The 25,625-nt window shown below is 56.3% G+C and carries 19 protein-coding genes; 11 read left to right on the top strand and 8 right to left on the bottom strand.

What is annotated here, in order from left to right; all coding sequences use genetic code 11:
* The first annotated feature begins 43 nt into the window (after positions 1 to 43).
* From LCM31_RS04725 to LCM31_RS04700, 6 genes are all read left to right on the top strand, one after another.
* Positions 44 to 1,051: an NAD-dependent epimerase/dehydratase family protein gene (locus tag LCM31_RS04725; RefSeq protein ID WP_224867965.1), complete on the top strand. Its 1,008-nt coding sequence runs from the start codon at positions 44 to 46 to the stop codon at positions 1,049 to 1,051.
* 155 nt (positions 1,052 to 1,206) lie between these two features.
* A complete protein-coding gene (locus LCM31_RS04720; protein WP_224867964.1) occupies positions 1,207 to 2,055 on the top strand; it encodes a mechanosensitive ion channel family protein in 849 nt (282 codons plus the stop codon).
* Positions 2,056 to 2,219: 164 nt separating this feature from the next.
* Entirely contained in the window at positions 2,220 to 4,124 is a 1,905-nt protein-coding gene (locus LCM31_RS04715) for a DUF885 domain-containing protein (protein ID WP_224867962.1), read from the top strand.
* Between the two features lie 160 nt (positions 4,125 to 4,284).
* Positions 4,285 to 5,436: a PQQ-dependent sugar dehydrogenase gene (locus LCM31_RS04710; RefSeq protein ID WP_224867960.1), complete on the top strand. Its 1,152-nt coding sequence runs from the start codon at positions 4,285 to 4,287 to the stop codon at positions 5,434 to 5,436.
* A gap of 354 nt (positions 5,437 to 5,790) precedes the next feature.
* Positions 5,791 to 8,025 carry a plasma-membrane proton-efflux P-type ATPase gene (locus LCM31_RS04705; RefSeq protein WP_224867958.1) on the top strand — a complete coding sequence of 745 codons (2,235 nt, stop codon included), beginning with the start codon at positions 5,791 to 5,793 and terminating at the stop codon, positions 8,023 to 8,025.
* Positions 7,914 to 8,765: a polyphosphate kinase 2 family protein gene (locus LCM31_RS04700; protein ID WP_224867956.1), complete on the top strand. Its 852-nt coding sequence runs from the start codon at positions 7,914 to 7,916 to the stop codon at positions 8,763 to 8,765. Before LCM31_RS04705 ends, LCM31_RS04700 begins: the two co-directional genes overlap by 112 nt.
* A 47-nt stretch (positions 8,766 to 8,812) precedes the next feature.
* Here LCM31_RS04700 and LCM31_RS04695 read toward each other — a convergent pair whose 3' ends face one another.
* Positions 8,813 to 10,492 carry an NAD-dependent malic enzyme gene (locus tag LCM31_RS04695; protein ID WP_224867954.1) on the bottom strand — a complete coding sequence of 560 codons (1,680 nt, stop codon included), beginning with the start codon at positions 10,490 to 10,492 and terminating at the stop codon, positions 8,813 to 8,815.
* A 227-nt stretch (positions 10,493 to 10,719) separates the two neighbouring features.
* Between LCM31_RS04695 and LCM31_RS04690 the strand changes: the two genes are divergently transcribed.
* Entirely contained in the window at positions 10,720 to 11,109 is a 390-nt protein-coding gene (locus LCM31_RS04690; protein WP_224867952.1) for an acyl-CoA thioesterase, read from the top strand.
* A 31-nt stretch (positions 11,110 to 11,140) separates the two neighbouring features.
* Here the strand turns inward: LCM31_RS04690 and LCM31_RS04685 are convergent, their stop codons facing one another.
* Positions 11,141 to 12,265, bottom strand: a complete 1,125-nt coding sequence (locus LCM31_RS04685) for a GGDEF domain-containing protein (RefSeq protein WP_224867950.1) — start codon at positions 12,263 to 12,265, stop codon at positions 11,141 to 11,143.
* 81 nt (positions 12,266 to 12,346) lie between these two features.
* On the opposite strand from LCM31_RS04685, the gene LCM31_RS04680 reads away from it, so the two are divergent.
* From LCM31_RS04680 to LCM31_RS04665, 4 genes are all read left to right on the top strand, one after another.
* Positions 12,347 to 12,892: a macro domain-containing protein gene (locus LCM31_RS04680; protein ID WP_224867948.1), complete on the top strand. Its 546-nt coding sequence runs from the start codon at positions 12,347 to 12,349 to the stop codon at positions 12,890 to 12,892.
* Between the two features lie 283 nt (positions 12,893 to 13,175).
* The gene (locus tag LCM31_RS04675) at positions 13,176 to 13,952 is read left to right on the top strand and encodes an outer membrane beta-barrel protein (RefSeq protein WP_224867947.1); all 777 of its coding nucleotides are present in this window, start codon (positions 13,176 to 13,178) and stop codon (positions 13,950 to 13,952) included.
* 128 nt (positions 13,953 to 14,080) lie between these two features.
* On the top strand, positions 14,081 to 14,644 hold the full coding sequence (locus LCM31_RS04670) for a glutathione S-transferase family protein (protein WP_224867945.1): 564 nt from the start codon (positions 14,081 to 14,083) through the stop codon (positions 14,642 to 14,644).
* Between the two features lie 328 nt (positions 14,645 to 14,972).
* A complete protein-coding gene (locus LCM31_RS04665) occupies positions 14,973 to 17,444 on the top strand; it encodes a TonB-dependent receptor plug domain-containing protein (RefSeq protein WP_224867944.1) in 2,472 nt (823 codons plus the stop codon).
* 158 nt (positions 17,445 to 17,602) lie between these two features.
* On the opposite strand, the gene typA is transcribed toward LCM31_RS04665, so the two are convergent.
* The 6 genes from typA to LCM31_RS04635 form a co-directional block, all read right to left on the bottom strand.
* A complete protein-coding gene (gene typA / locus LCM31_RS04660; protein WP_224867943.1) occupies positions 17,603 to 19,411 on the bottom strand; it encodes a translational GTPase TypA in 1,809 nt (602 codons plus the stop codon).
* A gap of 361 nt (positions 19,412 to 19,772) precedes the next feature.
* Complete coding sequence (locus LCM31_RS04655) at positions 19,773 to 22,202, bottom strand: MltF family protein (protein WP_224867942.1); 2,430 nt, start codon at positions 22,200 to 22,202, stop codon at positions 19,773 to 19,775.
* Between the two features lie 184 nt (positions 22,203 to 22,386).
* A complete protein-coding gene (locus LCM31_RS04650; protein ID WP_224867941.1) occupies positions 22,387 to 23,568 on the bottom strand; it encodes an ATP-binding protein in 1,182 nt (393 codons plus the stop codon).
* Positions 23,568 to 24,260: a response regulator transcription factor gene (locus LCM31_RS04645; RefSeq protein WP_224867940.1), complete on the bottom strand. Its 693-nt coding sequence runs from the start codon at positions 24,258 to 24,260 to the stop codon at positions 23,568 to 23,570. Before LCM31_RS04645 ends, LCM31_RS04650 begins: the two co-directional genes overlap by 1 nt.
* Positions 24,261 to 24,265: 5 nt before the next feature.
* Positions 24,266 to 24,643: a DUF3019 domain-containing protein gene (locus LCM31_RS04640; RefSeq protein ID WP_224867939.1), complete on the bottom strand. Its 378-nt coding sequence runs from the start codon at positions 24,641 to 24,643 to the stop codon at positions 24,266 to 24,268.
* A complete protein-coding gene (locus LCM31_RS04635) occupies positions 24,640 to 25,479 on the bottom strand; it encodes a MipA/OmpV family protein (protein WP_224867938.1) in 840 nt (279 codons plus the stop codon). The genes LCM31_RS04640 and LCM31_RS04635 overlap by 4 nt, the downstream gene beginning before the upstream one ends.
* Positions 25,480 to 25,625: the final 146 nt, after the last annotated feature.

Here is a 25,625-nt window from a genome sequence, read left to right as displayed (position 1 = left end):
GTGTTTTGGGGCGCGTCCTGCGCCCCGGGCCCGGGGGGGATTTATGCGCGCATTTGTGACTGGTGGTACCGGCTTTCTCGGTGCCAACCTGATTGAACAGCTGGTGGCCGATGGCTGGCAGGTGACCGCCATGCACCGGCCAAGCTCGGACCCGGCGCGCTTGCGCGCGTTGGGTGCCACGCCGGTGGCGGCGTCGCTGGGGGATGTCGAATCGCTGCGTGCAGCGCTACCGCAAGAACTCGATGCGGTGTTTCACCTGGCCGGCAACACCAGTATGTGGCGCGGTGGCGACGCACAGCAGTGGCAAGATAATGTCGAAGGCTCGGCAAACCTGACCAGGGCTGCGCGTGAGCATTTCGCGGCACAGCCGGATGCCCACCGTGGACGCATGATCGTCACCAGTTCAATCTCGGCCTACGGCTACCACTCCGATGTGATCAGTGAAGCCAGCCCCAAGCTCGCCACCAACCCGCGCTTCCATTACCACTACTCAAAAATGCATGCGGAACAGGCCGTGTTGCGCGAAGCGGCCAATGGACTGGATGTGGTGTTCCTCAACCCCTGTGCCATCGTCGGCAAATACGATGTCTCCAGCTGGGCGCAGACATTTTTTATGCTGGCAGAAAACAAGTTGCCGGGCGTGCCGCCGGGTGCAGGGTCTTTCTGTCATGCCGGCGCCGTGGCGCGCGCGCACATCAATGCTTTTTATCGCGGGCGCAGTGGGGAGAACTATATTCTCGCCGGTACCGACGCCAGCTTTCTGGAGTTCTTCGGCATCATCGCGAAGCTGGTCGGGGTACCTGCGCCCAAGCGCACGACGCCCGCGCTGGCAATTCATACGCTAGCGCGCATTTCCGATATCGCCGCGCGCTTTAGTGGGCGCGAGCCTGCGGTAACCCCACAAAAGGCAACCATGCTGACCGGGCGCGCTCTGGCCGATTGCAGCCGCGCGGAACAAGAACTGGGCTACCAGAGCCGCGTAAGCCTCGAAGACATGCTGACCGAGTCCCGCGACTGGCTGGTGGCCGAAGGTTTGTTGCAGCTTCCATAGACAAAATAACTTCAGGGGAAACACGGGTGAATCGTCAAAATATTATCTTTATCCTGGTGGCGATACTGTTGGTTTTACAATTGGTGCAGCATTTCTTTCTCTCGGCCCCTCAATAGATCCGCGCTAGCGACTAAACCGTAGAAGGGAAACAGTGCATGGAAAGCTTACAAGCGCAGTTGCAGGAACTCGGCCCAGTTCTCACGGCCGTCGGAGCGAATATTCTCTGGGCCCTGCTGGCATTGGTGGTGACCTGGATTGCTGCAAAGCTGGTGTCGCGCGCGGTAGGCCGCCTCAGTGAGCGCGGTATCGACGAAACCTTGGTCCCGGTACTTGAGACGCTTGCGGTATGGGCTACCTATGTTGTCGGTGGCCTGGTGGTACTGGATATTTTCGGTGCGAACACCACCTCACTGGTAGCTCTGTTGGGTGCCACCGGTCTGGCAATCGGCCTCGCCCTCAAGGACACGTTACAGAGTATTGCTGCGGGATTTGTACTGCTGGGCCTGCGCCCGTTCCGGGTCGGTGAAACCATTCAGTTCGGTAATACCATCGGTACCGTGCGCAAGATAGGCCTGTTCACTACGGAAATGGATACACCGGATGGCCTACGTATTTCCGCTCCGAACGACAAAGTGTGGGGTGAAACGCTCACCAACTTTAGCCGCAACCCCAAGCGCCGCATCGAATTAATCGCCAGTATCGCCTACCGTGATGATATTGAAACCGGGATGCGTGTCCTGCGGCACCTGGTGGCTGACGAGTCGCGCATCCTGGCGGACCCGGAGCCTGCTTATGCGGTACGCGAACTGGCAGATAGTGCGGTTAATCTACACATGCGCGCGTGGGTGAAAACCGCAGAGTATTGGGATGTGTACTGGGCGCTGATGAAGCAGCTCAAACCCGCTCTGGAAGCTGAGGGGCTTTCCATCCCTTTCCCACAGCGGGAGCTGCATGTTGTCGCGGGGGACAGCGCAAAGATAGCGCCCAAAGCCGGCCCAAAATGAGATCCGCCAAGGCGCTGAGGGCCGCTGTTTATCCCGTGTGACGGCAATTTCGTCGCAGAGGTATCGACGAACCTGTGATGCACTGCCATCTTGGCGGGCTAATTTTTTCTTATTCTTTTCCTATCAATCCGTTTACTGAGTAGTACTTTCAAAGAGGCGAAACTATGCGCAAAGCGCTCCTGAGTCTGGTTATTGCAGCGGCCGTCGCCGGCTGCCAGCAGGGTGAAGACCCCAAGAAACAAGCTGAACAGGCGAATGCCACTCAATCCGGTGAGCAGGCCACCCAATTGCCGCTGACCCCTGAAGACGGTCAGCAAGATGAAACCGCGCGCCTGACCGAGTGGTTCGATGCCAAGTACGAAGAAGAGCTGAAGTTCAGCCCTATCCAGCTGAGCTACCTGGGCCGCAAAGAGCTATACAGCGAAATCGACGATATGACCAAAGCCGCGGCGGAGAGCCAGCTGGCGTGGAAAAAAGCCACCGTCGACGAGATGAAGCAGCAGTTTGACTACGACAAGCTGAGCACCGAAGGCAAAGAGTCCTACGACCTGTGGATCCAGCAGTACGAGCTGGAAAAGGCCAACCTGCCGTTCTGGGACTACAGCTACTTCGCCAGTGAGCTGGGTGGTCCGGAGTCGCAGTTCCCTACTTTCCTGATCAACCAGCACAAGGTGGATACCGAGCAGGACATGCGCGACTACATCGCTCGTATCGGTGGTATCAGCACGGCCCTGAGCCAACTGCTGGAGCGCGCCAAGGTTTCCGCAAGCAAGGAAATCCGCCCTCCCCAGTTTACCTATGACCTCGCCATCGAACGCGCGCAGAAGGTAACCACCGGTAAGCCGTTCAGCGATGGCGACGATGCGCCGCTGATGGCGGATGCGAAGAAGAAGATTACCGCACTGCAAGACGCCGGCACCATTGATGAGGCCACCGCCAAAGACCTGCTGACCCAGGTAGAAACCGCGCTCACCAGCCAAATGAAGCCCTCCTATGAGGCCTACATTGCCTGGCTGAACGAAGACAAGGTCAATGCGGATGAGGTGCCCAAGGGGGTTTCCCACCTGCCTGACGGCGACAGCTACTACAACAACCGCCTGGCCAACCACACCACCCAGCCAATGACTGCGGAAGAGGTGCACCAGATTGGTCTGGATGAAGTAGCGCGCATCCGCAAGGAAATGGAAGCGATCAAGGACAAGGTCGGCTTCGACGGCAACCTGCAAGAGTTCTTCACCTTTATCCGTACCGACGACCAGTTCTACTACCCGGACACCGATGAAGGTCGCAAGGAGTATCTGGACAAAGTGGAAGGTTTCCTTGCCGATATCGAAGCAAAGCTGCCGGAGTACTTCGGTATCCTGCCCAAAGCCAAGTTGATCGTGAAGCGCGTGGAGCCATTCCGCGAAGTCCCCGGTGGTGCCCAGCACTATGTGCCGGGCACGCCAGACGGCAGCCGCCCGGGTACTTATTACGTGCACATGTCGGACATGAGTGCACTGTCTACCGCGGATATGGAAACCGTGACCTACCACGAAGGTAACCCCGGTCACCATATGCAGATTTCTATCGCGCAGGAGCTGGAGAATATTCCCAAGTTCCGCACCAATGCGTTTTCCACTGCGTATATCGAAGGCTGGGCGCTGTACTCGGAGAAGCTGTCCAAGGAGATGGGTCAGTTCCAGGATCCGTACAATGACTTCGGTCGTCTGACCGCCGAAATGTGGCGCGCCATCCGCCTGGTGGTGGATACCGGTATGCATGCCAAGGACTGGAGCCAGGATCAGGCGGTCGAGTACTTCCTGGAGAACTCTGCCATTCCCGAGACGGCGGTGCGCTCCGAGGTACGCCGTTACCTGACCTATCCGGGCCAGGCCACCGCATACAAGATCGGAATGATCAAAATTGAAGAGCTGCGCAGCAAGGCGGAAGAAATCCTGGGTGACAAGTTCGACATCCGCGGCTTCCACGATACCATTCTCGGTGGCGGTGCCCTGCCTCTGCCGCTGCTGGAAAAACGTGTAGAAAACTGGATTGTCGAGCAACAGCAATCCAAAACCGACGCTTAATCCTCGCGAGGGTATGTCGAAAAAGCCGGGCTTTGCCCGGCTTTTTTTTGCCAGTGTTGGTCCGATGCCAAGCCAGCGCTGAGCAAACTCTAAAAACGCGCCGTATATTCAGGGACTAAAAATCTATTCGGTCCCGGACAAGAGTTATGGAGAAATCGCTATGTTAAATCCGGTTAGTTTATTGCGTACCGGCCTTGCCGCTATCGTAATGTGTCTGGCAATGCCAGCACTTGCGGAAAAAGTAGTCGAGAAGAACATTGCCAGCGAGCAGCAAGCATTTCGCATCGTGCAGCTTGCCGAAAATTTGCACCACCCCTGGGCGGTCGCGCAGTTGCCGGACGGCCGTTTTCTGGTGACCGAGCGTCGCGGGCGCCTGGCGCTCATAGACAATGGCAAGACCACTTATCTGGAAGGTGTGCCAGAAGTTTCCGCCAAGGGCCAGGGCGGGTTGCTGGATGTCGTATTGCATCCCAAATTTGGTGATGGCACCAACAACTGGATTTACCTGACGTATTCAAAACCGTCTGCAAATGGCGCGGAATCTGCGTCCGCAGTGGTGCGCGCCAAACTCACTGAGCAGGGGCTGGCCGATGTGCAGCCGGTGTTCGAGCAGGACCGCTACTCTGCCCCGGGTCGGCACTACGGCTCACGACTGGCTTGGTTGCCGGATGGTACCTTGCTGATGAGCATTGGCGACCGCGGTATAGTGCGCGAGCGCGCGCAGGATATCAGCGATCATGCCGGCAGCGTGTTGCGCATGAGTGATACCGGTGCGCCGGTAAAAGGAAACCCATTTGCTGGCGACAAGCGCGGCCATGATGAAATTTACAGTTATGGCAATCGCAATATTCAGGGTATGACGGTAACCGCCGACGGTCGTATCTGGGCCAGCGAGCATGGCGCGCGCACCGGCGACGAACTCAACCTGATAGAGCCCGGTGTTAACTACGGCTGGCCCACCGTGAGCAAAAGTTTTGAATACAGTGGCGAGGCCGCCATTGGTGTACCCTCGGCACCGGGCGTGCGGGATGCGGTGTTTATTTTTGATGGGCGCTTTGCGCCATCGGGTTTGGCACTGGTAAAGAGTGAGCGTTTCCCGGCCTGGCAAGGCAACCTGCTGGCCGGCGGGCTCGGCAGTGAAAAATTGGTGCGCGTTGTACTTGATGGCGACAAGGTGGCGGGCACTGAAACCCTGCTCGAAGGGCAGGTGGGAAGAATCCGTGATGTGCGTCAGGGGAAGGATGGTTATCTCTATCTGTTGAACGATTCCAACGATGGCGGCCTTTACCGTTTGGAGCCCGTCGTGGAATAACACAGTCTGCGCACGCCGAAAAACTCTGTGTGAAAAGCCCTGCCATTTGGCGGGGTTTTTTATAAGGAAAAAATCTTCAGTAAAAAAATCACCGAATCAGTAATCCGACCCACGGCGCGCCCCGTAGAAATCTTCGAGACAAAACACAGACCCCCTTTGCAGTCTTTTGTCTCTCCCTCCTAAGGTGCTCAACCCCCTGAGCACCTGCGAGTTGCCCCATTTATGCCGCCTTTGCCCAAGGCGGCATTTTTTCTTCCTTTATGCCCTCAGGCGGCAAAACCATCTCCAGCTGCTAGATTAACTATATGGCGTCGTTTTTGCGGTCGCTGGCGTGTATTGTGATCTGGGGAAACCTTGGCTACTTCGACTTCTCCCGGTGACGGGAAACCGACAACTGCTGCATCCGGCGACTCCGCCACCGCTGATCAGGTCAACCTGGAGACGGTAGATCTGGCGAGTGTTTTTGCCACTTTGGGTACGTCCGCAAAGGGCCTCACCGGTGCGGATGCCAAGTCACGCCTGCAAGAATATGGTTCCAACGCCATCACCGAGAAAGAAGAAAGTGCATGGCGCCGCTTCCTGCATTATTTCTGGGGCCCGATACCGTGGATGATCGAAGCTGCCGCCTTGCTGTCGGCGATCATCGGGCACTGGGCGGACTTCGCAATTATCAGCGTGCTGCTGCTGTACAACGCGGTAGCCGGTTTCTGGCAGGAGCGTAAGGCATCCCGTGCGCTCGCTGCGCTGAAAGCCGGCATGGCGCCCAAGGCGGAAGTGCTGCGCGATGGTGACTATCAGGCAGTAGATGCGGCGGAAGTAGTTCCCGGGGATATCGTACGCGTGCGCCTGGGGCAGATAGTGCCCGCGGATGTGCGTTTTATCGATGGTGACTTCATTAGCATCGATCAGGCTGCGCTCACTGGCGAGTCACTGCCGGTGGATAAGAAGGCCGGCGACATCGGTTACTCCGGCAGTATCGCCAAGCGCGGCGCCATGAGTGCTGTGGTCATCGGTACGGGTAGCAATACCTTTTTTGGGCGCACGGCCAAACTCGTGGCCAGTGCCGGCAAAGGCATGTCGCATTCACAGCGCGCCATGACCCAGATCGGCGACTTTCTGATTTTTTTCTGCCTGTTGCTGGCGCTGGTCCTGGTGGGCTATGAGCTGTACCACGATATCGTAGTGGCGAAAGACTGGCACTGGTCCAGTGCGGTCGATATTTTGCGTCTGGTGCTGGTGCTGCTAATTGCGTCGATTCCTGTCGCCATGCCATCGGTGGTCACCGTCACCAATGCACTCGGTGCGCTGGCGCTGTCGCGCAAGAAAGCCATTGTGTCGCGCCTCGAATCGATCGAGGAACTCGCGGGCGTGGATATCCTGTGTACCGACAAAACCGGTACGCTCACCAAAAACCAGCTCACCTTACACGAACCAAAACTGTTTGATGCAGAGGATGCCGATACCCTGATCGTCGGTGCTGCGCTCGCCTCGGAGGCCGGTTCCAGTGACCCCATCGATTGCGCAATCGCCGCCGGAATAAAAGACCCCTCCGCACTGAAAAAGTATATCCGCAGTGACTTTACCCCCTTTGACCCGGTTACCAAATACACACTCGCCAAAGTGACCAATGCCGATGGCAAGGCGCTGAGCTTCGCCAAAGGTGCGCCCCAGGCCATCGCCAAATTGTGTGCGCTTGAAGGCGACGCGGCGAAAAAAGTCGAGCAGAGTGTGGCGGATCTGGCCGCGCATGGTTTGCGCGCGCTGGCCGTTTCCATGTCGGAAAATGACGGCGATCACTGGTCATTTCTCGGCATCCTGTCACTGGAGGATCCTCCCCGCGAAGATTCTCGTGAGACCATCGCCCGGGCGCGGGAGCATGGGCTCGCGGTAAAAATGATTACCGGTGACGATGTGGCCATCGGTAAGGAAATCGCACAACAGGTTGGCATCGGCACCAATATCCTGAATGCGGCGGATGTGTTTCCCAAGGACTTTAATCCCGATCATCTGCCGCAGAAAAGCATCGAATGTGTAGAGAAAGTGGATGGTTTCGGACGGGTGTTTCCCGAGCACAAATACGCGATTGTGAAAGCACTGCAGGGCCAGCATCACCAGGTGGCGATGACCGGCGATGGGGTCAACGATGCCCCGGCTCTCAAGCAGGCCGATTGCGGTATTGCCGTGAGTGGTGCCACCGACGCCGCGCGCGCAGCGGCGGCGATCATTCTGACCGCGCCCGCTGGTGATCGCGATTCTCGGTACCCAGGTACTTGCCGTATTGATGTGCGGCTTTGGCTGGCTGGTGCCGAAAATACCCTGGGTGATTATCGGGTTGGTGTGGTGTTACATGCTCGTCTGGATGTTAGTGCTCGACGTGGTAAAGCGCGTGCTCTACCAGCATCTCGGTGGTGCAGAAAAAGTTCCGGAGAAAAGCAGTGGACTACTTTGACGATTTCCGTGTCAAACCGGGGAGCAAGGTGCATCTGGGCAAAATTGATGCCTCGTATCATGGCGATATCAAGGATGAAGACGCGGCGATTGCGGTCACGCAGGAATACAAGATCAAGCTGCGTGAATTGCAGTATCTGATGTACGCCGAACATAAACACTCGCTGTTAATCTGCTTGCAGGGGCGCGATGCCGCAGGCAAGGACGGCACCATCAACCATGTGTTGGGTTTTATGAACCCGCAGGGGTGTACAGTAACCGGGTTCAAGCAGCCGTCAACGGCAGAATCGGAGCACGACTTCCTGTGGCGCTGTCACAAGGTGACTCCACGGCGTGGCCATGCGGCGATTTTTAATCGCTCGCACTATGAGGATGTACTGGTTCAGCGAGTGCACAACATAGTGCCAAAAAAAATTTGGTCCGGGCGCTATGAACACATCAATAACTTTGAAAAGTTACTCGCCGACAATGGCACTACCGTTCTTAAGTTTTACCTGCATATCGATGCCGATGAGCAGTTGGAACGCTTTAAGAAGCGTATCGACGATCCGGCGCGACACTGGAAGATCAGTGAGTCGGATTACTCCGAGGCACAGTATTGGGACGACTATACGACGGCATTCGAAGATGTGCTGGAAAAGTGCAGTACCAAGCACGCGCCCTGGTTCGTTATTCCGGCGAATAAGAAGTGGTTTCGCAACCTGGTTGTATCGCAAATCGTGTTGCGCGCACTGCAGTCACTGGATATGAAATTCCCCAAGCCCACCGTGGATATCGACAGTATCCGCAAGAAATACCACGCGTTGAACAAAGAGGTGAACAAGGAAGATAAGGATTCGGGAAAAAACGGCGAGAAAAAGAAAAAAAATGGTAAGAAATAAATGATCCGGCCGCAGGCGCGGCCAGACACAATTGGCGGCGGACTGCCCTAGAAGGCAACCCGGCGATAACGCCGGTAGTTCGGCGACCAGAAATTCTTCTCGATATTTCTCTCCAGCTTCTCCTGGGTAATACCCGGGGCTACGCCGTCTTCCTGTGCCTGCAGGCCCACGGCCATGGCAATGGCCTTGCCCACCTCGCGAATGTTCGACATCGCCGGTAACAGCGCGCCGCTGCCCTCTTTTACTACTGGCGCGTTTTCTGCCAGCGCGTTGGAGGCCGCCATCAGCATGTTCTCGGTCACCCGGTTGGCATTGGCCGCGATCACACCCAGGCCGACGCCCGGGAAGATGTACACGTTGTTGCACTGGGCGATGGGGTATTTCTTACCATCGAGTTCGACCGGATCAAACGGACTGCCGGTGGCCACCATGGCCTCACCCTGGGTCCACTCCAGCACTTCCTGCGGCGTGGCTTCGGCGCGCGAGGTTGGGTTGGACAGCGGCATTACCAGTGGGCGCTTGCAGCCTTTGTGCAGCGCTTCAATCACCGGCTGGGTGAACAATCCGCCCTGGCCCGATACGCCGATCAGGATGGTGGGCTTCACGTGTTCGATCAGGGTCTGCAGGTCCCATTCCGGGGAGTGCGGATATTTGTCGGTGCTCTGCGCCAGTTTTTCCTGGAAATCGTGCAGGCCCTTCATCTCGTTGGTGACCAGGCCGTAGCGGTCGAACATAAAGATGCGCTCGCGGGCCTTTTTTTCGCTGAGCCCGTCGCCGACCATGGCGGAGACCGCCTGCTCGGCAATACCACAGCCAGCGGAACCGGCACCCACCACCAGCACCTTCTGTTTGGACAGCGTCTCTTCCTTGGCCTTGCACGCGGCGAGCATGGTGCCGAGTGCCACCGAAGCGGTGCCCTGAATATCGTCGTTGAAGCAGCACACCTCATCGCGATAGCGGTTGAGCAGCGGCATGGCGTTGTTCTGGGCGAAGTCTTCGAACTGAATCAATACCTTGGGCCAGCGACGTTTTACCGCGGCAATAAATTCCTCAATGAATTCATCGTACTCCTCCTGGGAAATACGCTCGTTGCGCCAGCCCATATACATGGGGTCGTTCAACAGGGTGCGGTTGTTGGTGCCCACATCCAGGGTGACCGGCAGCGTATAGGCCGGGCTGATACCGCCGCAGGCGGTGTACAGGGACAGCTTGCCGATGGGAATGCCCATACCGCCAATACCCTGGTCGCCGAGGCCGAGAATGCGCTCGCCGTCGGTGACCACGATGACTTTTACGTTTTCCTTGGTCGCACTGCGCAGGATATCGTCCATGTGTTTGCGGTCCGGGTAGGACACAAACAGTCCGCGGTGGTTGCGGTAGATATTGGAGAACTCTTCACAGGCCGCGCCCACGGTGGGGGTATAGATGATCGGCAGCATCTCTTCGATGTGTTGTTCGATCAGGCGGAAGAACAAGGTTTCGTTGTCATCCTGGATCGCGCGCAGGTAGATATGGCGCTCCAGATCCGTGCTGCACTGCTGGTACTGGTGGTAGGCACGGCGCGCCTGCTCGCTGATGGACTCCACGTTGTTGGGCAGCAAGCCCACCAGGTTGAACTCGATACGCTCCTGTAAGGTGAAGGCGCTGCCCTTGTTCAGCAGCGGCATCTCCAGCAGCGAGGGGCCGGCGTGGGGGATATACAGGGGACGTTTGGTTTTCTGGCTCATAAATAAGTAAACAGGTAATCGGCGACCAAAATGGTGGTAAACAGTCATGTGCGCGACAGCCTTTGTCATTGACGCGCAGGAAATTCTGGGGCGCATTTTACGCAGGCTTGTGTGCCTGTGTCTCACCCCGAGCGGGAGGTAAAAGCGGAATTTTTCTGAAAAGAACAATTGGAAAAGAAAGTGCGGTAGGCTCTCGCAAAACAACACAAAACTTTGCAAGGATTTTCATGTTCAGCTTTCAGATCGAACCCCGCTTCAGCGAATCCGATGCCCTCGGGCATATCAACAACACCGTGGTGCCGGTGTGGTTTGAGCAGGGGCGCACACCGATCTTCGAGCTGTTCAATCCGACGCTCGATCTGCAGAAGTGGAATCTGATCCTGAAGAAAATGGATGTGGATTTTGTCGCGCAGATCTACCTGTACTCACCGGTGGAAATCCGCACCAGCCTGAGCAGCGTGGGCAATACCTCAATGACCATCCATCAGGAAGTGTGGCAGAAGGGCAAGCTGGTGGCGCAGGGGGACTGTGTGATGGTGCACTTTGACTATGCGCAGCAGACCAAGGCACCGATTCCGGAAGACGTTAAGCAGGAGCTGCAGGAACATCTCGTTTAGCCCGTTGTGACTGAGATGCCGGGTATCGTTCTCAGGTGGTGATGACCTGATTACGACCGCTGTCCTTGGCCCGGTACAGGCGGGAGTCCGCTTCCGCCAGTAGCTGGCTCTGCTTTGCGTTGTTGCCACCTTCGGCAACGCCGAAACTGATAGAAATTTTCACATCCTCTTCGTACTGGCCGCTCAGCGCCTCGACCTTGTGGCGCAGCTTCTCGGCCAGTATGCCGCCGCCCTGTACGTCCGTATTGGGCAGCAGAATCAAGAACTCCTCGCCGCCCCAGCGCGCGACCACATCGTCCGCGCGGGTATTGTCCTGCAGTGTCTGCGCGACGTCCTGCAGGATACGGTCACCGAAGCAGTGGCCGTAGGTGTCGTTGATCGCCTTGAAGCTGTCCAGGTCACCAATCAGCACCGCGTAGCGCCCGGCCAGTTCGTGGTTGCGCCGCTCCATCTCATCGATGGCGCGGTAGGCTTCGCGGCGGTTGGCCAGCCCGGTGAGCGCATCGGTGCTGGCGTGGCTTTCCAGTTCTGCGGTGAGCTTGTGCAGCATCTGTTGGGTCTGGTGACGGCTGCTGTCGAGGATCGCGGTCAGCGCGGTGAGGGCGCCGAATACGGCGATAAAGCGCGCGCGGTGGGCGGTGTCGTATTCCGCCAGCAGTCCCGGGAAGTCCGGGTAGAACAGGATCAGCGCGGTGGCGCCACCGATACCGCCAAGGGTGACCGTGCCCCACTTGTAGCCATACAGGTTGATAAAGCCCGGCACCAGCATGACCGCCCACATCAGGCCGGTGTTATTCACGCCACCGGACAGCAATAGATAGAAAAACAATACCAGCAGCAGTGCACCTACCAGAATCGGCGTCTTGCGGCTGGGACCGGCGATATTCACGCCCACGTAGGACAGCAGAATAATCCCTGCCACGATAAACAGCGTTGTGGACAGCACCGCATCCGCGGACATCAGTGCAATCACGCCCATGGCGCCAGTAATCGCGAGGGCGAAGATCAGCATATAGCCCGAGGCCTGAATCCGCCGGCGCAGTTCCAGGGCGCGGGCCTGTGCGACCGGATCGGCGCTGTCGTTGTGCAAGACTTCGTTGGTGGTTGCTGCAGTGATTTCCATGGTATCGCCAGTACTCTGTTCGGCCACTTCCATTAGCCGTGTGTTTCCCGCCGGCTAACACCGGGCGCTCAGCGGGCTATATTAAAGGCGAATGGGACTGGCGCGGAGAGGGTCATGGGGCGGCTGCTACTGATTTGTGAAGATGTTCTCAGTCTGGAGGCCGATGCACTGGTGTGTCCCGCCCACAAGCACCTGATTCGGGGCCGCGGCCTGTCCGCACAGATCTATGATCGCGCCGGTGACGAGTTGGTCAGTGAATGCTCGCAACTGCCCGAGTGCCCGGTGGGCGAGGCCCGGATGAGCGCCGCACCCAATCTACTGGTGAATCATCTGATCCATACAGTCACCCCTCAGTGGAGTAGTGGTGACCAGTGGGGGGCACAAGTGGTGGCGCAACTGCGCGCGTGTTACGACAGCGTGCTGGCGCTCGCCAGAGAGCGTGGATTGCGCCGCCTGCTGTTTCCAGCGCTCGGCGCCGGTACCAACCGCTTTCCCCATGAAATTGCTGCCCACCAGGGGCTAGCCGCCCTGCGCGCCGCCCAGGACGACTTTTTGCAGCTGACCGTAAGCCTGCACTCGCGCGCGGCGCTCGCCACCTGGCGCAAAGTGGATGCGCGTTTTTTTCCAGAAAATCAAAACGGACACGATTGGGCGGATTAGGTTTAACAAAAATTGGCGCACGCTGGGTTCGTGTCGAAATTTCTGAGCGTGTGAATCGGTGCCAAATTTTTATAAATTAAGCCTATATCTACGCAAGCAAATTTTGTTTAGATCAATCCAGCGCGAACCAATATTCTGAAGTTCCAACTGCTTCACGATTTTTCAAATTTGCCCCCCCTGCAATCAATCCGCACATTTGCTGCGCCCGTACTCCAAGCGCAACCTTCAATGACAAAGATCAAATAAACGATCTAAATCGAATCGCAAATTTCGGAGTGTATTTATGTTCAGCAAAAACAAACTCATTCTTTCCCTGGCGATGAGCGCACTTTCTATCTCTGCACAGGCAGAGGATTTCTATATTGGCGGTAACATCGGTTACAGCAATATGGACAATACGGCTACCAGTGGCAGCTTCAGCAGTGAATTTGTCACCGGTCCTGGCACTACCCTGCCGGCGGGCGTTGCGCTCCCTGCGGGTACTGATGTCGGTTGGAACACCAATGTCGACAGTGGTACCGCGTACAGTCTGACACTCGGTTACAACATGGGCCAGGTTCGTTTTGAAGCGGAGTATGCGCGCTCCATGAACGACGTTGAATCCCACAGCAACGTTGCCACCGCGGGTATCGCGCTGGGCAGTGAAGACGCCGGTGTTCTGGTGACTGGCGCGCCAGATAATCTGGGCGTGAGCGTTGCGGATCTGGTCGCCGACGGCCGCGGTGAGTTCGACGCAAGCTATCTATTTGCCAATGTGTATTACGACTTCGATCTGGGTAGCCCCTTCAAGCCTTACATCGGCGCTGGCATTGGTAACGCCGACATCGATGTTGAGTATCGTCCGTCTGGCGTAACGATCGTCAACGACGACGACAGCGTATTTGCCTACCAGGTAATGGCCGGCGTTAACTTCGATGCAACCGAACAGCTGACCGTATTCGGCGGCCTGCGCTGGCGCGAAACCGACGATATTCGCGTCAACGCGGATCTTTTCGATGCCCGCTTCGATATGGAAGTGAGCAGCTTTGTTGCTGAGCTGGGTACCCGCTTCAATTTCTAATTGGTGATTGAGTGCCAACGAAAGAACGGGCCAGGTGGCCCGTTTTTTTATTTGCCGCGTATCTTTCTTTTCGTCATGATGCAGATCACGTCTTCCGGGTATGGATTTGTAAAAGGAACATCTGCGTTATGAAACTTTTTGGCAGCTTCACTTCACCCTTTGTGCGCCACTGCCGTATTGCCCTGATGCAATCTAATCTCGATTGGGAAATGGTCGAACTGGATATTCATGCGAGTAAAGATCCCGGTACTCCAACCCTGCGCGTACCGTTCCTGGAAGATGGTGCACTCAGGCTCACCGACTCCACGAGTATCGTAAAATACATACGTGAAAAAGCGGGGCAGGAATTCATCGGCGACATACAAGATCTCGATCGCTATTGCCTTGCGAATACCTTGCTGGACAGTGCGATCAATTTATTCCTGCTGGAGCGTACCGGTTTGGACCTGAACGAAAATGTATACACGCGCCGTCAGCAAAAGCGTGTTGAATCGATTTTGGGCGAGCTGAACTCGGCGCCGTTGCCCGTGTTCGGCGAATTTAATGATGCCGACTATCGCATCGCGGTGGCGGCTGCCTGGGGGCAGTTTCGCCAGCGTTATTCCATTAACGGGCACGACAATTTACAGCGCTTGCTGGAAATGGCTGGCAAGGATTCTGCGTTCGTGGCCACGGCACCGCCCGCGGCTTGATCGAGCCGAAAACCGGGTATTTGCGCCCGCCCCCTCTCTGTAATTTTTGCCATTTGTGGATTATGCGTTTTTTGTGACTTTCTTTCCGCATCGTAGAGATTCATGTTCTGTTTAGTGGTGGACTTCCCCCCGTTAATGTTTTCCAATCAACCGGTCAGTAGAGGAATTAAATAGCCCTTTGCTTTCATCAAGCCAATTTCGTCAATAGAAATCCACACGGCGAATTTTGGCCATATAAGAAATACATAGTGCTAACTGGAGAGACAATATGACGGTGCAAGGAATAGTAACTTCTCTTTCCCTTGTTGCATTGGCTGGTAGCTTAGGCATGCCAGCATTTGCGCAGACCAGCGGAGAAAGCCAGGAAATTCTGGAAGAAGTGGTTACGGTCGGTACCAGAACTAAAGCCCGGTCGGTATCGGAATCCCCAGTACCGGTGGATGTACTCAATGCGAATGACCTGGCCAAATCCGGCAGCAGCGATATGCTCGACTTGCTAAAGGGCTCGGTGCCTTCTTTCAACGTGCATGACCAACCGATTAGTGACGCGGCCTCAATGATCCGCCCGGTGAACATGCGCGGCCTGTCCTCTGATTCAACCCTGATCCTGGTGAATGGCAAGCGCCGCCATCGCGCTTCTGTCATTGCCTTCCAGGGCGGCGGCCTGAACGACGGTGCCCAGGGCCCGGATATTTCCGTAATCCCCAGCGTTGCGCTCAAGCAGGTTGAAGTACTGCGTGACGGCGCCGCGGCCCAGTACGGTTCAGATGCCATTGCCGGGGTGATGAACTTCGTGCTGAAGGATGATGCCGAGGGTGGCTCGCTGGAAGTCAAAAGCGGGGAATTTTTTGAGGGCGATGGACAGGCTACGACGATCTCCGGCAACTACGGTATGCCCATGACCGATGCCGGCTTCCTGAATCTGAGCTTCCAGATGAAGAATGTCGACGACACGTCACGCTCAGTTCAGCGGCCTGACGCCCAGGAAATGATTGATGCCGGCAACACCGCCGTGGCGGCACCGGCACAGATCTGGGGTTCACCCAAGATTGACGATGACCTGACTCTGTTTGCGAATTTCGGTATCGATCTGCAAGACGGCAGCGAAATTTATGCGTTCGGTAATCATTCAACCCGCACGGTGGACGGCGGCTTCTATTACCGCAACCCGAATGGCCGTGACGGCGTTTACACGACTGGGGATGTTCGCTTGGTTGGTGCCTTGGATGGCAACGCCGCGAGCTGCGATGCCTACCGCACCGTGCCGCTGGCGGATGGTTCCGACATGGTGACTTCTGGGCTGACCGCGGACGATAACTGCTTCGTCTTCAACAAGATGATTCCCGGTGGTTACACCCCGCGCTTTGTCGGTGACATTACCGACAACTCCATTACTGCAGGTCGCCGCGGTGAGTTTAGCGATGGTTTCATGCAGGGCTGGAATTACGATGTCAGCGCCTCTGTTGGTCGCAATGAGGCGCAATTTGGCCTGAACAATACTATCAACCCGTCATTTGGCCCGGACAGCAAGCGCAATTTCGATACCGGCGCCTACATCCAGCTGGAAAAGACCCTAAACTTCGACGTGCAAAAGCAGTTCGATACCCTCAGCCTCGCCATGGGTACCGAGTGGCGTGACGAGTCCTTCCAGATTATCGCTGGCGAAGGCATGTCCTGGCAGGTGGGGCCGCTGGCCGACCAGGGCTTCAATATCGGCTCGCACGGTTTTGCCGGATTCTCGATTGATTCTGCAGGCACTGCAGAGCGTAGCAACTATGCCCTCTATGTGGATGTAGAGAACCAGCTGACCGACGACCTGTTGCTGGGCGGTGCCCTGCGCTACGAGGACTTCGACACCTTCGGTGATACCGCCAACTACAAGTTGACCTTCAACTGGCAGCTGACCGACAACGTCGCCTGGCGCGGCTCCCACAGCACCGGTTTCCGTGCGCCCACCATGGGGCAGGCTTCTGTGGTCAATACCCAGACTTCCATCGTTGGTGGCCAGTTGACCCAGGCGCAAACCCTGCCGGCGCCCAAGCTGGGTGAGGCAGAGTTGACGCCGGAAGAGTCGGTTAACTTCGCCACCGGCCTGGTCATGTCCGCAGGGGATGTCGATGTGACCATCGATGCCTATTACATCGAAGTGGAAGACCGCATTGCACTGACCGACAACGCCGCACCTACCGACGCCCAGCGCGCGGCCATGGCGGCAGCGGGTGTGCCCAACCCGGAGCTGATCGGACAGATCAACTACTTCGCCAATGATTTCGATACCGAAACCACCGGTGTCGATGTAGTGGCAACCTACGGTGCGGAACTGTTCGACGGTGTCACGGACTTCAGCCTGGCCTACAACTGGACCAAGACCGAGGTCAACGGCGGAGATGCCACCTGTGGTGGTGCCTTCCTGAATGACCAGGGTGAGATCTGTAAGGCCGTTCGCCTGGAGCGCGGACTGCCGGAGCATCGCGCTTCCTTCACCGTGGCGCAGAACTGGGACAAGCTCAGCGCCTTCGTGCGCACCAACTTCTACGGTGAGTATGTAGGGGTTCACGCCGACTGGTTTGGCGAGCAGTTGGGCTCCGAGTTCACCATGGACATGGAGGTTTCCTACCAGGCGGCGGAATCCGTTTCCCTGACAGCCGGTGCGTCCAACCTGTTTGACAACATGGGCGGCAAGATCGATGGCTCCATCGTCGGCGCGCCGGACAATGTACTGGGTGGTATTTACTACGAAACCTCGCCTTATGGCATTGGCGGTGGCTTCTACTACCTCAAGGCGGGTTACGAGTTCTAATCAACTCGCCTGATCCGGAAGTAAAAAAAGCGCCCTTCGGGGCGCTTTTTTGTTTGCGTCGTCAACGGTGCTGCCTGGCAGACGAGAGCTGCCGTGAGCACATTGCAACGCCGATAAAAAAACGGGCCATTGGGCCCGTTTTTTCTGTCTCCGAAGAATTACTTCTTCGCGCGCTTGCGCATATTTTCCTGCAGGATTTTTTTGCGTAGACGGATGTGGTTCGGGGTTACCTCACACAGCTCGTCGTCTTCAATGAATTCCAGCGCCTGCTCAAGGGTGTGGCGAATTGGCGGCGTCAGGGTCAGGGCTTCGTCGGTGCCGGCGGCGCGTACGTTAGTGAGCTGCTTGGCCTTGGTCGGGTTTACCACTAGGTCGTTGTCGCGGGAGTGGATGCCCACGATCTGGCCCTCGTAGATCTCCTCGCCGTGGCCCAGGAACAGACGGCCGCGGTCCTGCAGTGCATACAGCGCGTAAGCCAGGGTTTTGCCTTTCACCATGGACACCAGGACACCGTTGATGCGGCTGGTTACATCGCCTTCCTTCACCGGACCGTAGTGGTCGAAGATGCTGGTCATGATGCCGGAGCCGCTGGTCAGGGTGAGGAACTGGTTACGGAAACCGATCATGCCGCGGGACGGTACCACGAAGGTCAGGCGCACACGGCCCTTGCCGTCCGGCTCCATGTTAGTGAGTTCGGCCTTGCGCAGACCCAGCTCTTCCATAATGGAACCCTGGTGCTGATCTTCGACGTCGATCACTACCTGCTCGTACGGCTCCTGTACTTCACCGTCGACAATCTTCTGTACGACTTCCGGACGGGATACACCCAGCTCGAAGCCTTCGCGACGCATGGATTCGATCAGTACCGACAGGTGCAGCTCACCACGGCCGGATACCTTGAACTTGTCCGGGGAATCGCCCTGCTCCACACGCAGTGCCACGTTGTGGATCAGTTCCTGGTCCAGGCGCTCCTTGATGTTGCGGCTGGTAACGTACTTGCCGTCCTGGCCGGCAAACGGCGAGTCATTTACCTGGAAGGTCATGCTTACGGTGGGCTCGTCCACGGTCAGTGCAGGCAACACTTCCGGGTTTTCCGGATCGCACAGGGTGTCGGAAATATTCAGCTCACCGACACCGGTAATACAAACGATGTCACCGGCGCTGGCTTGTTCCACTTCCACACGCTCCAGGCCCAGGTAACCCATGACCTGCAGAACCTTGGCCTTGCGGGAGTTGCCTTCGCGGTCGAGTACCACGGTCTGCTGGTTCGGCTTCAGGGTGCCGCGGGTGATGCGGCCAACACCGATTACGCCCACGTAGCTGTTGTAGTCCAGCGCGGAGATCTGCATCTGGAAGGGGCCGTCCTGGTCAACCTTGGGCGGCTCAACCTTGTCGACGATCATCTGGAACAGCGGGGTCATGTCGTCCGCCATATCGGTTTCGTCGGTGCCGGCGATGCCGTTCAGGGCAGAGGCGTAGATTACCGGGAAGTCCAGCTGCTCATCGGTGGCGCCGAGGCTGTCGAACAGGTCGAATACCTGGTCCATTACCCAGTCTGGGCGCGCGCCCGGGCGGTCGATCTTGTTGATAACCACGATCGGGTTCAGGCCCTGCTCGAATGCCTTCTGGGTTACGAAGCGGGTCTGTGGCATGGGGCCGTCTACCGCGTCTACCAGCAGCAGCACCGAGTCCACCATAGACAGCACGCGCTCTACCTCACCACCGAAGTCGGCGTGCCCAGGGGTATCCACGATGTTGATACGGTAATCGTTCCAGTTGATCGCGGTGTTCTTGGCGAGGATGGTAATACCGCGCTCTTTTTCCTGATCGTTGGAGTCCATCACGCGCTCGGAATCGGCGCTGCGGCGGTCGAGGGTGCCGGACTGCTGCAGCAGCTTGTCCACCAAGGTGGTCTTGCCGTGGTCAACGTGGGCGATGATCGCGATATTGCGAAGATTGTCTATCACAGGGGGCCTCTGGGCGTAATGCGTGATTGGGCGCAACCGTCGGGTCACACCGGAGAATAAGGTCAGGCGGGGGCTGGGCTGAGAGGAATACAGCGGCTATCCGGCCAAAGCGCGCGCATTATAGAGCTGAAATGTGTCAATTGGGAGTTGAACTGGTGAAAAGTTGTGCGAAAAAATCGCCTGGCTGGCGGTAGCGTCTTGCGCGCACGCGACTTGCAAACGCCTGCGTACGAGTAACAAGGCACTATGTGGGACTCAATATTGGTCGATGCCGGTGCTTCCAGACTAGAAGAGTCGCCATTTGGTAGAACAGAAACCCGTGACCCCGGGGTGCTGCTGCTCGCGTTCGGGCCGCTTTGGCTCAACGGGTGCTGGCCAGTGTCCCTGCAGGTCCACACCGCGCGAAGCGGGGTTCTGCACGCGCAGCATAGCCGCCGAGCCAGTCTGGCCACGCTGCTGCCAGCACGCAGTGAATTGCGCTGACGTCCTGTTGGCGACGGTAGGCCTCCAGTAGCGCCGCGTAAGTGCGGAAGCGCTGGGAAATTTTGCGTACGTAATCGTAGGGTTCCTGCCCGCGTGCGTAACCGTAGCGTGCCTTGGAGTAGTATTTCCTTTGCGAAAGCAGCAGCATCGCGTTTTCCACATTGCCAAACCAGACATTGCGGTCCCAACCTTTTTCTTCCGCCAGGTCCTGCGCGTCGTATACGTGGCCGAGACCCGCGTTATACGAGGCAAGGGTAAACCACATTCGGTTCTCGGGGCTGATCCCCTTGTCCTCGAATTTACGATACAGCCAGCGCAGGTATTTCAGGCCGGCACGCACACTGGTTTCAGGGTCGAACAGGTTCTTCTCACCTACCTGCTTGCCGGTATCCGGCATCACCTGCATCAGACCCTGCGCACCCACCCAGGATTTCGCTTTGGGGTCGAATGAACTCTCCTGAAACATTTGTGCGACGATCAGTCGCCAGTCGAAGTTAAATTCCTCCGCATATTTTTTAATGAGCTCGTCGTAGGGGGAGATTTCGCCCTTCACGCTGAGCGACTTGATTTCATTCCGGGTTCTACGCGGATGGTCAAAATATTTCTTGTACAGTGTTTCGCGCAGTTTGACGGTTTTGGGGCTGTTAAAGAACTTCTCGATTGCGGTGAGCAGCTGGGGATTGCTTTCCCGTACCATCCACGCATAAAAATTATCTTCAATTTTGAGGTCGTAAATCTTCACAATGTCGTCGCGCCAATGTTTTTCCAGGCGGACGGTAACATCATCGGCAATCGTAAGGTCATACTCGCCATCGGCCACACGATCAAGAATCTGCGGTATGGTCAAATTCTCCGGAACGAGCTGAATGTCGATCTTTAAATCCCTGAACTCGGGGCGCTCCTGCATTAGCGTCATGAGCACTTCGAACTGGCTGCTGGACTTCAGCAAATGGATGGTTCTGCCATTCAAGTCTTCCAGTTTCTCTAACTTGTCCTCCGGCTGGCCAACAATGGATACCGCGGCCTTTATGTAGTGGGGGCCAAAGTTCATACCCGCTTCATCCCGCGCTTCGGTGTCGGAGATCAGACTGGCAGCAACATCTGCCTTGCCGTCACGTACCATGGTGAATATCTCCATGTGCGTGGGAGCAACCACAATTTCCAGTCGCACACCGAGGCTCTTGGCAAATTGCTGCAGTAATTCATATTCATAGCCCATCACGCGCCCTTTCCACATAAAATAGGTGCCGGGATGGTTGCGGGTCACCGCACGGATTACACCGCGTTCCTTGATTGAATCCAGATCGCCAATATGGCGGGTGTGGGGGCTGGTCAGCTTGATGCTGCGGATGGCCTCATTGAGTGCCTGCTTTAACTGCGGTGAGTCTTTGCGAATACCGATGGTCAGCGGGTCTTCCCGTTCAAACACCACATTTTTTTTGATATTGTCACGGAACTGTTGCACCAGATCGAAAATCTGTTCATCGATCACCGTGAAGTCGATATGCCCCATGGAAACGTCGATTGCCAGCTCGACATAATTTTGTGTGACCACCTCAAGTTTCAGACCCGGGTGTTGTTTGGCGATTTCCCTGCCGCGTGTCTCAAAAACCGTCCCCTTGGTGACCACGAGGGTTTTTCCTTGCAGCGAATCGCCAGGTTTGACCTTGGGCATATCCTTGTGTGAAACCAGGGTGTCATGGGTCTTGCCGATGGTTTTGCTAAAATCGATGAGCTCTGCGCGCTCCCCGGTGGGCACCAGATTGTTGGCGATGATATCGCCCTTCCCTTCGACCAATAGCGGAATGAGGCGGTCAAAATTTTCCACGAATAGAACCACGGGCTCGAGGCCCAGCTTTTCCGCTTTCTGTCTTGCCAGTTCGATCTCAATATCCTGCTGGGTCGCCGCGCGGTGCAAAGAGTCTGTATTTGCGATGTCTACCAGAATGCGCAGCATGCCGCGCTTTTTGATCGCATCAAGGTCACCGGTTTCGACATAGTTATTGAACGCACCAATCGGATATTCCCCAGAGGTTTCTGGTTCCCATGTGGCACTGGGGCGAAGATCACCTTTTTGTGCCGCCTTCCCGCTGAACTTTTTATGGGGCTTACCGGAAGCGCTATTTATGGCCGTGGCGTCAGTGTCGTCGTCAGCCTCCGTGGAGTCCGCACCGCCTTCAACGTATTCGGTACTGGTCTCTGTCTGTTTTCGGGGTCCTGAATCTTCTGGTGTGCGCTCGCAGCCACCAATAAATAGCAGTGCGCAGAGTAGGTACAGGCCCGAAATTGCTCGCAGATTGGTTGGCATCAGCCCATCCCGGCTTCATCAAGGAATATGTTCAGTTTAGTTGCGGGGAGCGACTTCGTCGGTGGGAAGGTGGCCCTGGGGCTGACGGTTGGATATGACGTCTTTGCCGACGCGGAACAGGCGTGACCTGGGGTTCAGGATCTAAAGATTTGTGTGCTGCTTGGGCAGTCTCAGATGCGGTAATTCAGGCGGAATTTGGCCAGCTGAGCGTGGCGCGGGTACCACCCAGTTTCGGTGACCGGTCTAATTGGAGCTCTCCGTCGTGCCACATCATCACCTTCTTGACGATATAGAGCCCCAGTCCATATCCCTGATCATCCGTTGCCGACCGCGTAAAGGCGTCGGTCAGCTCCAGTGCGTCGCCGCCGAGCCCCGCCCCGTTGTCCTCAATTGTCAGTACGCAGCGGTTGATATCGTGATGGAAGCGCACATCCACACGATCCTCGGCGTATTTGCGCGCATTGGTGATCAGATTGTGAATCGCAATGGTCAACGAATCCGGTTCAAACCAGGCATTACCATCGGCAAAGTAATAGCCGATCTGCAAGTCCGGGCATTGCACCTCGAGAGAATCCGACAGTGCGCTGAAAAATGAATTGAGTTCGTTCTGCTTGCGGGAAATAAACTGTTCCTGGATTTCTATCTTGGCAAAGGTCAGGTATTTTTCGATCAGCGATTCGATATCGCCCGTGGCCTGGGCGATCATGCGGGCAGCCTCGCTACCCTTGTCTTCAAGGGCCAGCTGGAACTTAATCCTTGCCAAAGGCGTGCGAATTTCATGCGCAATGGTACGCGCCAGATCCTGGTTCATGCGACAGTATCCCAGCACAATATTCGCGTTGCGGCGGAAGGTCTCCGCCAGGGGGTAAATGGTCGAACGGCGGCTGGTGCGCGAAGGTAGGCGAAATGGTTTTTTGCTGAAACGAATCGCGGTATTTTGCAGGCGATTCAGGTCCCGAAACATTGGCCAGATTGCGGCCAACAACACCAAAAGCATGGCGCCAATAAACAACAATCGCCATTGCGTCACACTTTCTGGCTGACGCTGCGGGAAGGGGCCTATCTGGACAACATTGTTATCACTCAGGTGGTAGAAAAGGATCTGCTCATTGCTATTGTCCAGGCCGATAATTTCTCCGGCCTGCATGCGTTCCATCAGGTCGTGGGGGAAGTGCACGGCATTCAGCGGATAGCGTTGTGCGAGCGGTGCGTCGCGGTGCTCAAGTACTTTGGCAAGTTGTGCGGCGCTGATGGCATATTCGCCGGGTTGGTCGGAATAATTCTGGTACAGCGCGCTCAGTGCGCTCAGCACGACGATGAGTGCCAGAGCAAAGATCCCCAGCAAGCGCAGCATTTGACTTCGCATTAGCCGTTACCAGCCGTCGTATGTAGCGCATAGCCGCGGCCGCGAATGGAGCGGATCGCCACGCCATCGTTAAAACTATCTAACTTTTTACGTAGGCGGCTGACTCGCATGTCCACCACCCGGTCGAGACCATCAAATTCCCGCCCGATCACTCGGCGGAAAAGATATTCACGGCTCAACAGCTGGGTGGGTTGCTCGGCAAAGATCAGCAGCAGGTCGAACTCGTTTGCGGTCAGCTCAATGACATCGCCGTAAATGGAAGCAGCGCGCGTGGTCAGGTCGATTTGCAGTGGTCCAAAACAAATATCGCTGACTAGAGTGGGACGTTTGGCGTTTCTAATATTTGCGGTGATCTTAGCCCACAGTAATTCCGGATCCACGGGCTTTACCAGATAGTCGCAGGCACCTAGATCGAGACCGCTAACCTGATCGTTAACGGAACTCAGCGCGCTCAGGAAAATTAATGGACAGTTGATCTGGTATCGGCATTGTTCTAACAACTGGAAGCCGCTGGCATCGGGCAATACTACGTCGGCAATAATCAGATCGTAATCGCGATGGTGCAAAGCCTTAAGGAAATCTTTGCCGCTGGCCGCGTGTATCACTTCGCACTGGCGCGCACTTAGAAAGCGTAAGGTGAGTTCGGCGAGCTGTTGGTCATCTTCGAGCAACAGGATGCGGTAGCCGCCCATGGGCTTCACAAGAACCCCCAGCCATAGCGACGCTGGTGACGTTTGGGGCGAAACTTGGCGACTTTTAGCGTTGCCTGGGCTACCTGCAGTCCACTCGCACTGTTGGTGACTTTGAAATAAAGGTCTTCGTGTGCCGAGACATAGACCTGCAGCGAGCGGCCGTCATTCGCAGAAAAGCAGCTTACCAGCCCGCGCCCGGAAACGATGAGGCAGTATTCATTGTCATCTTTTGCTTGGAAATCCACCGTCACCGAAATGTTGCACAGCTCTTCATCTTCCGCCACTGCACACAGTGAGGGCGTAATACGCAGTTCCGCTGCCAGCACGCCTTGGTTGGTGCCCAATAGAAAGATGCTGAAGAGAATCAGATACAGCCGTTTCATCGATCGCCACCGATACTGTACTGAATGCCGGCAAACCAACTTAGGGTTTCCGGCTTTTCGATCATCAGCGGATTTCGACCATCCAGGTCGAACTGGTTGAATTTGGCTGCGAGTTTGAGTTCGAAGTGTTTCCCCAGTGGATACGCGAATTGAACTCGCGCATAGCGGTCGGTGACATCATCAGGGGGAAACTGTCTCGTGTAGGAGTAGGCGAATCTCCCGGCTTCTTCTGGGCGCAGATGGTAGTAATAGTTCACCAGGTCCGCATCTTTTTGCACAGCGCCCAGGCTCCAGGCGAACGAGCCCCCAAACAATGGGTATTGCTTGTCGAAACTCAGATGGGTTTCGGAGCCGTAATGGACCTTGGTGATATCCTGAAAATAGGCAAAGGAAATATCCACCGGCGCGGTTACGAATGTTGCGCTCGGCCCGGCGACCGCGGAGATATCCCGTGAAATATTTTCCGGTGTCCAGCCGAAGGCGCCGCCGGTACTGCCAAGGATGTTCGACAGTGAGGCCATGGTGTAGTCGTCACGGTCTAGCTGGAAAAATATCCCGTCTTCATTCGGTCGGACGACCAGGTCTACATATAAATTCTTTTGTTCCAGCAGGCTATAGCCGACGGTCAGGTTGCTGACGAAGAAGCGGTCGCCATAGTAACTGAAGGACGGCAACAGACTGGTTGTCCCGTTATCCCGCCCCTTAAGTGGATTCTCAATCACACCCTCGCCAACGGCCAGGCTCAACTTCCAGACTGGCGCGCGTGACTCTTCGGCCGCGACTTGTGTGCAGACGAGGAGCAGGCTTAACAGCGTTATCAGACTTCGTGGAAACATTGGACAGTTGTTATTTTTTATCGCTGGCAACTTTTATCACAGTGATTCCGTGTGTCGCTAGCGAACACAGCAAAAGCTAACAAATTGTTACAAAAATGATTCAGGCGACACTTCGCCTCGAAGAAAGTGCTGACTGCAAAGTTTTA

This window comes from Microbulbifer agarilyticus, from assembly GCF_020171345.1.
Classification (GTDB): Bacteria; Pseudomonadota; Gammaproteobacteria; order Pseudomonadales; family Cellvibrionaceae; genus Microbulbifer; species Microbulbifer agarilyticus_D.
This window is presented reverse-complemented; position numbering and strand designations above follow the sequence as displayed.

Excerpts from the sequence above, each read along its gene's own strand:
- LCM31_RS04720 (WP_224867964.1), top strand. The coding sequence starts at position 1,207 with ATGGAAAGCTTACAAGCGCAGTTGCAGGAACTCGGCCCAGTTCTCACG.
- LCM31_RS04650 (WP_224867941.1), bottom strand. The coding sequence starts at position 23,568 with ATGCGAAGTCAAATGCTGCGCTTGCTGGGGATCTTTGCTCTGGCACTC.
- LCM31_RS04655 (WP_224867942.1), bottom strand. The coding sequence starts at position 22,202 with ATGCCAACCAATCTGCGAGCAATTTCGGGCCTGTACCTACTCTGCGCA.
- LCM31_RS04690 (WP_224867952.1), top strand. The coding sequence starts at position 10,720 with ATGTTCAGCTTTCAGATCGAACCCCGCTTCAGCGAATCCGATGCCCTC.
- LCM31_RS04665 (WP_224867944.1), top strand. The coding sequence starts at position 14,973 with ATGCCAGCATTTGCGCAGACCAGCGGAGAAAGCCAGGAAATTCTGGAA.
- LCM31_RS04635 (WP_224867938.1), bottom strand. The coding sequence starts at position 25,479 with ATGTTTCCACGAAGTCTGATAACGCTGTTAAGCCTGCTCCTCGTCTGC.
- LCM31_RS04710 (WP_224867960.1), top strand. The coding sequence starts at position 4,285 with ATGTTAAATCCGGTTAGTTTATTGCGTACCGGCCTTGCCGCTATCGTA.
- LCM31_RS04640 (WP_224867939.1), bottom strand. The coding sequence starts at position 24,643 with ATGAAACGGCTGTATCTGATTCTCTTCAGCATCTTTCTATTGGGCACC.
- LCM31_RS04670 (WP_224867945.1), top strand. The coding sequence starts at position 14,081 with ATGAAACTTTTTGGCAGCTTCACTTCACCCTTTGTGCGCCACTGCCGT.
- LCM31_RS04675 (WP_224867947.1), top strand. The coding sequence starts at position 13,176 with ATGTTCAGCAAAAACAAACTCATTCTTTCCCTGGCGATGAGCGCACTT.
- LCM31_RS04715 (WP_224867962.1), top strand. The coding sequence starts at position 2,220 with ATGCGCAAAGCGCTCCTGAGTCTGGTTATTGCAGCGGCCGTCGCCGGC.
- LCM31_RS04695 (WP_224867954.1), bottom strand. The coding sequence starts at position 10,492 with ATGAGCCAGAAAACCAAACGTCCCCTGTATATCCCCCACGCCGGCCCC.
- LCM31_RS04680 (WP_224867948.1), top strand. The coding sequence starts at position 12,347 with ATGGGGCGGCTGCTACTGATTTGTGAAGATGTTCTCAGTCTGGAGGCC.
- LCM31_RS04685 (WP_224867950.1), bottom strand. The coding sequence starts at position 12,265 with ATGGAAGTGGCCGAACAGAGTACTGGCGATACCATGGAAATCACTGCA.
- LCM31_RS04645 (WP_224867940.1), bottom strand. The coding sequence starts at position 24,260 with ATGGGCGGCTACCGCATCCTGTTGCTCGAAGATGACCAACAGCTCGCC.
- LCM31_RS04725 (WP_224867965.1), top strand. The coding sequence starts at position 44 with ATGCGCGCATTTGTGACTGGTGGTACCGGCTTTCTCGGTGCCAACCTG.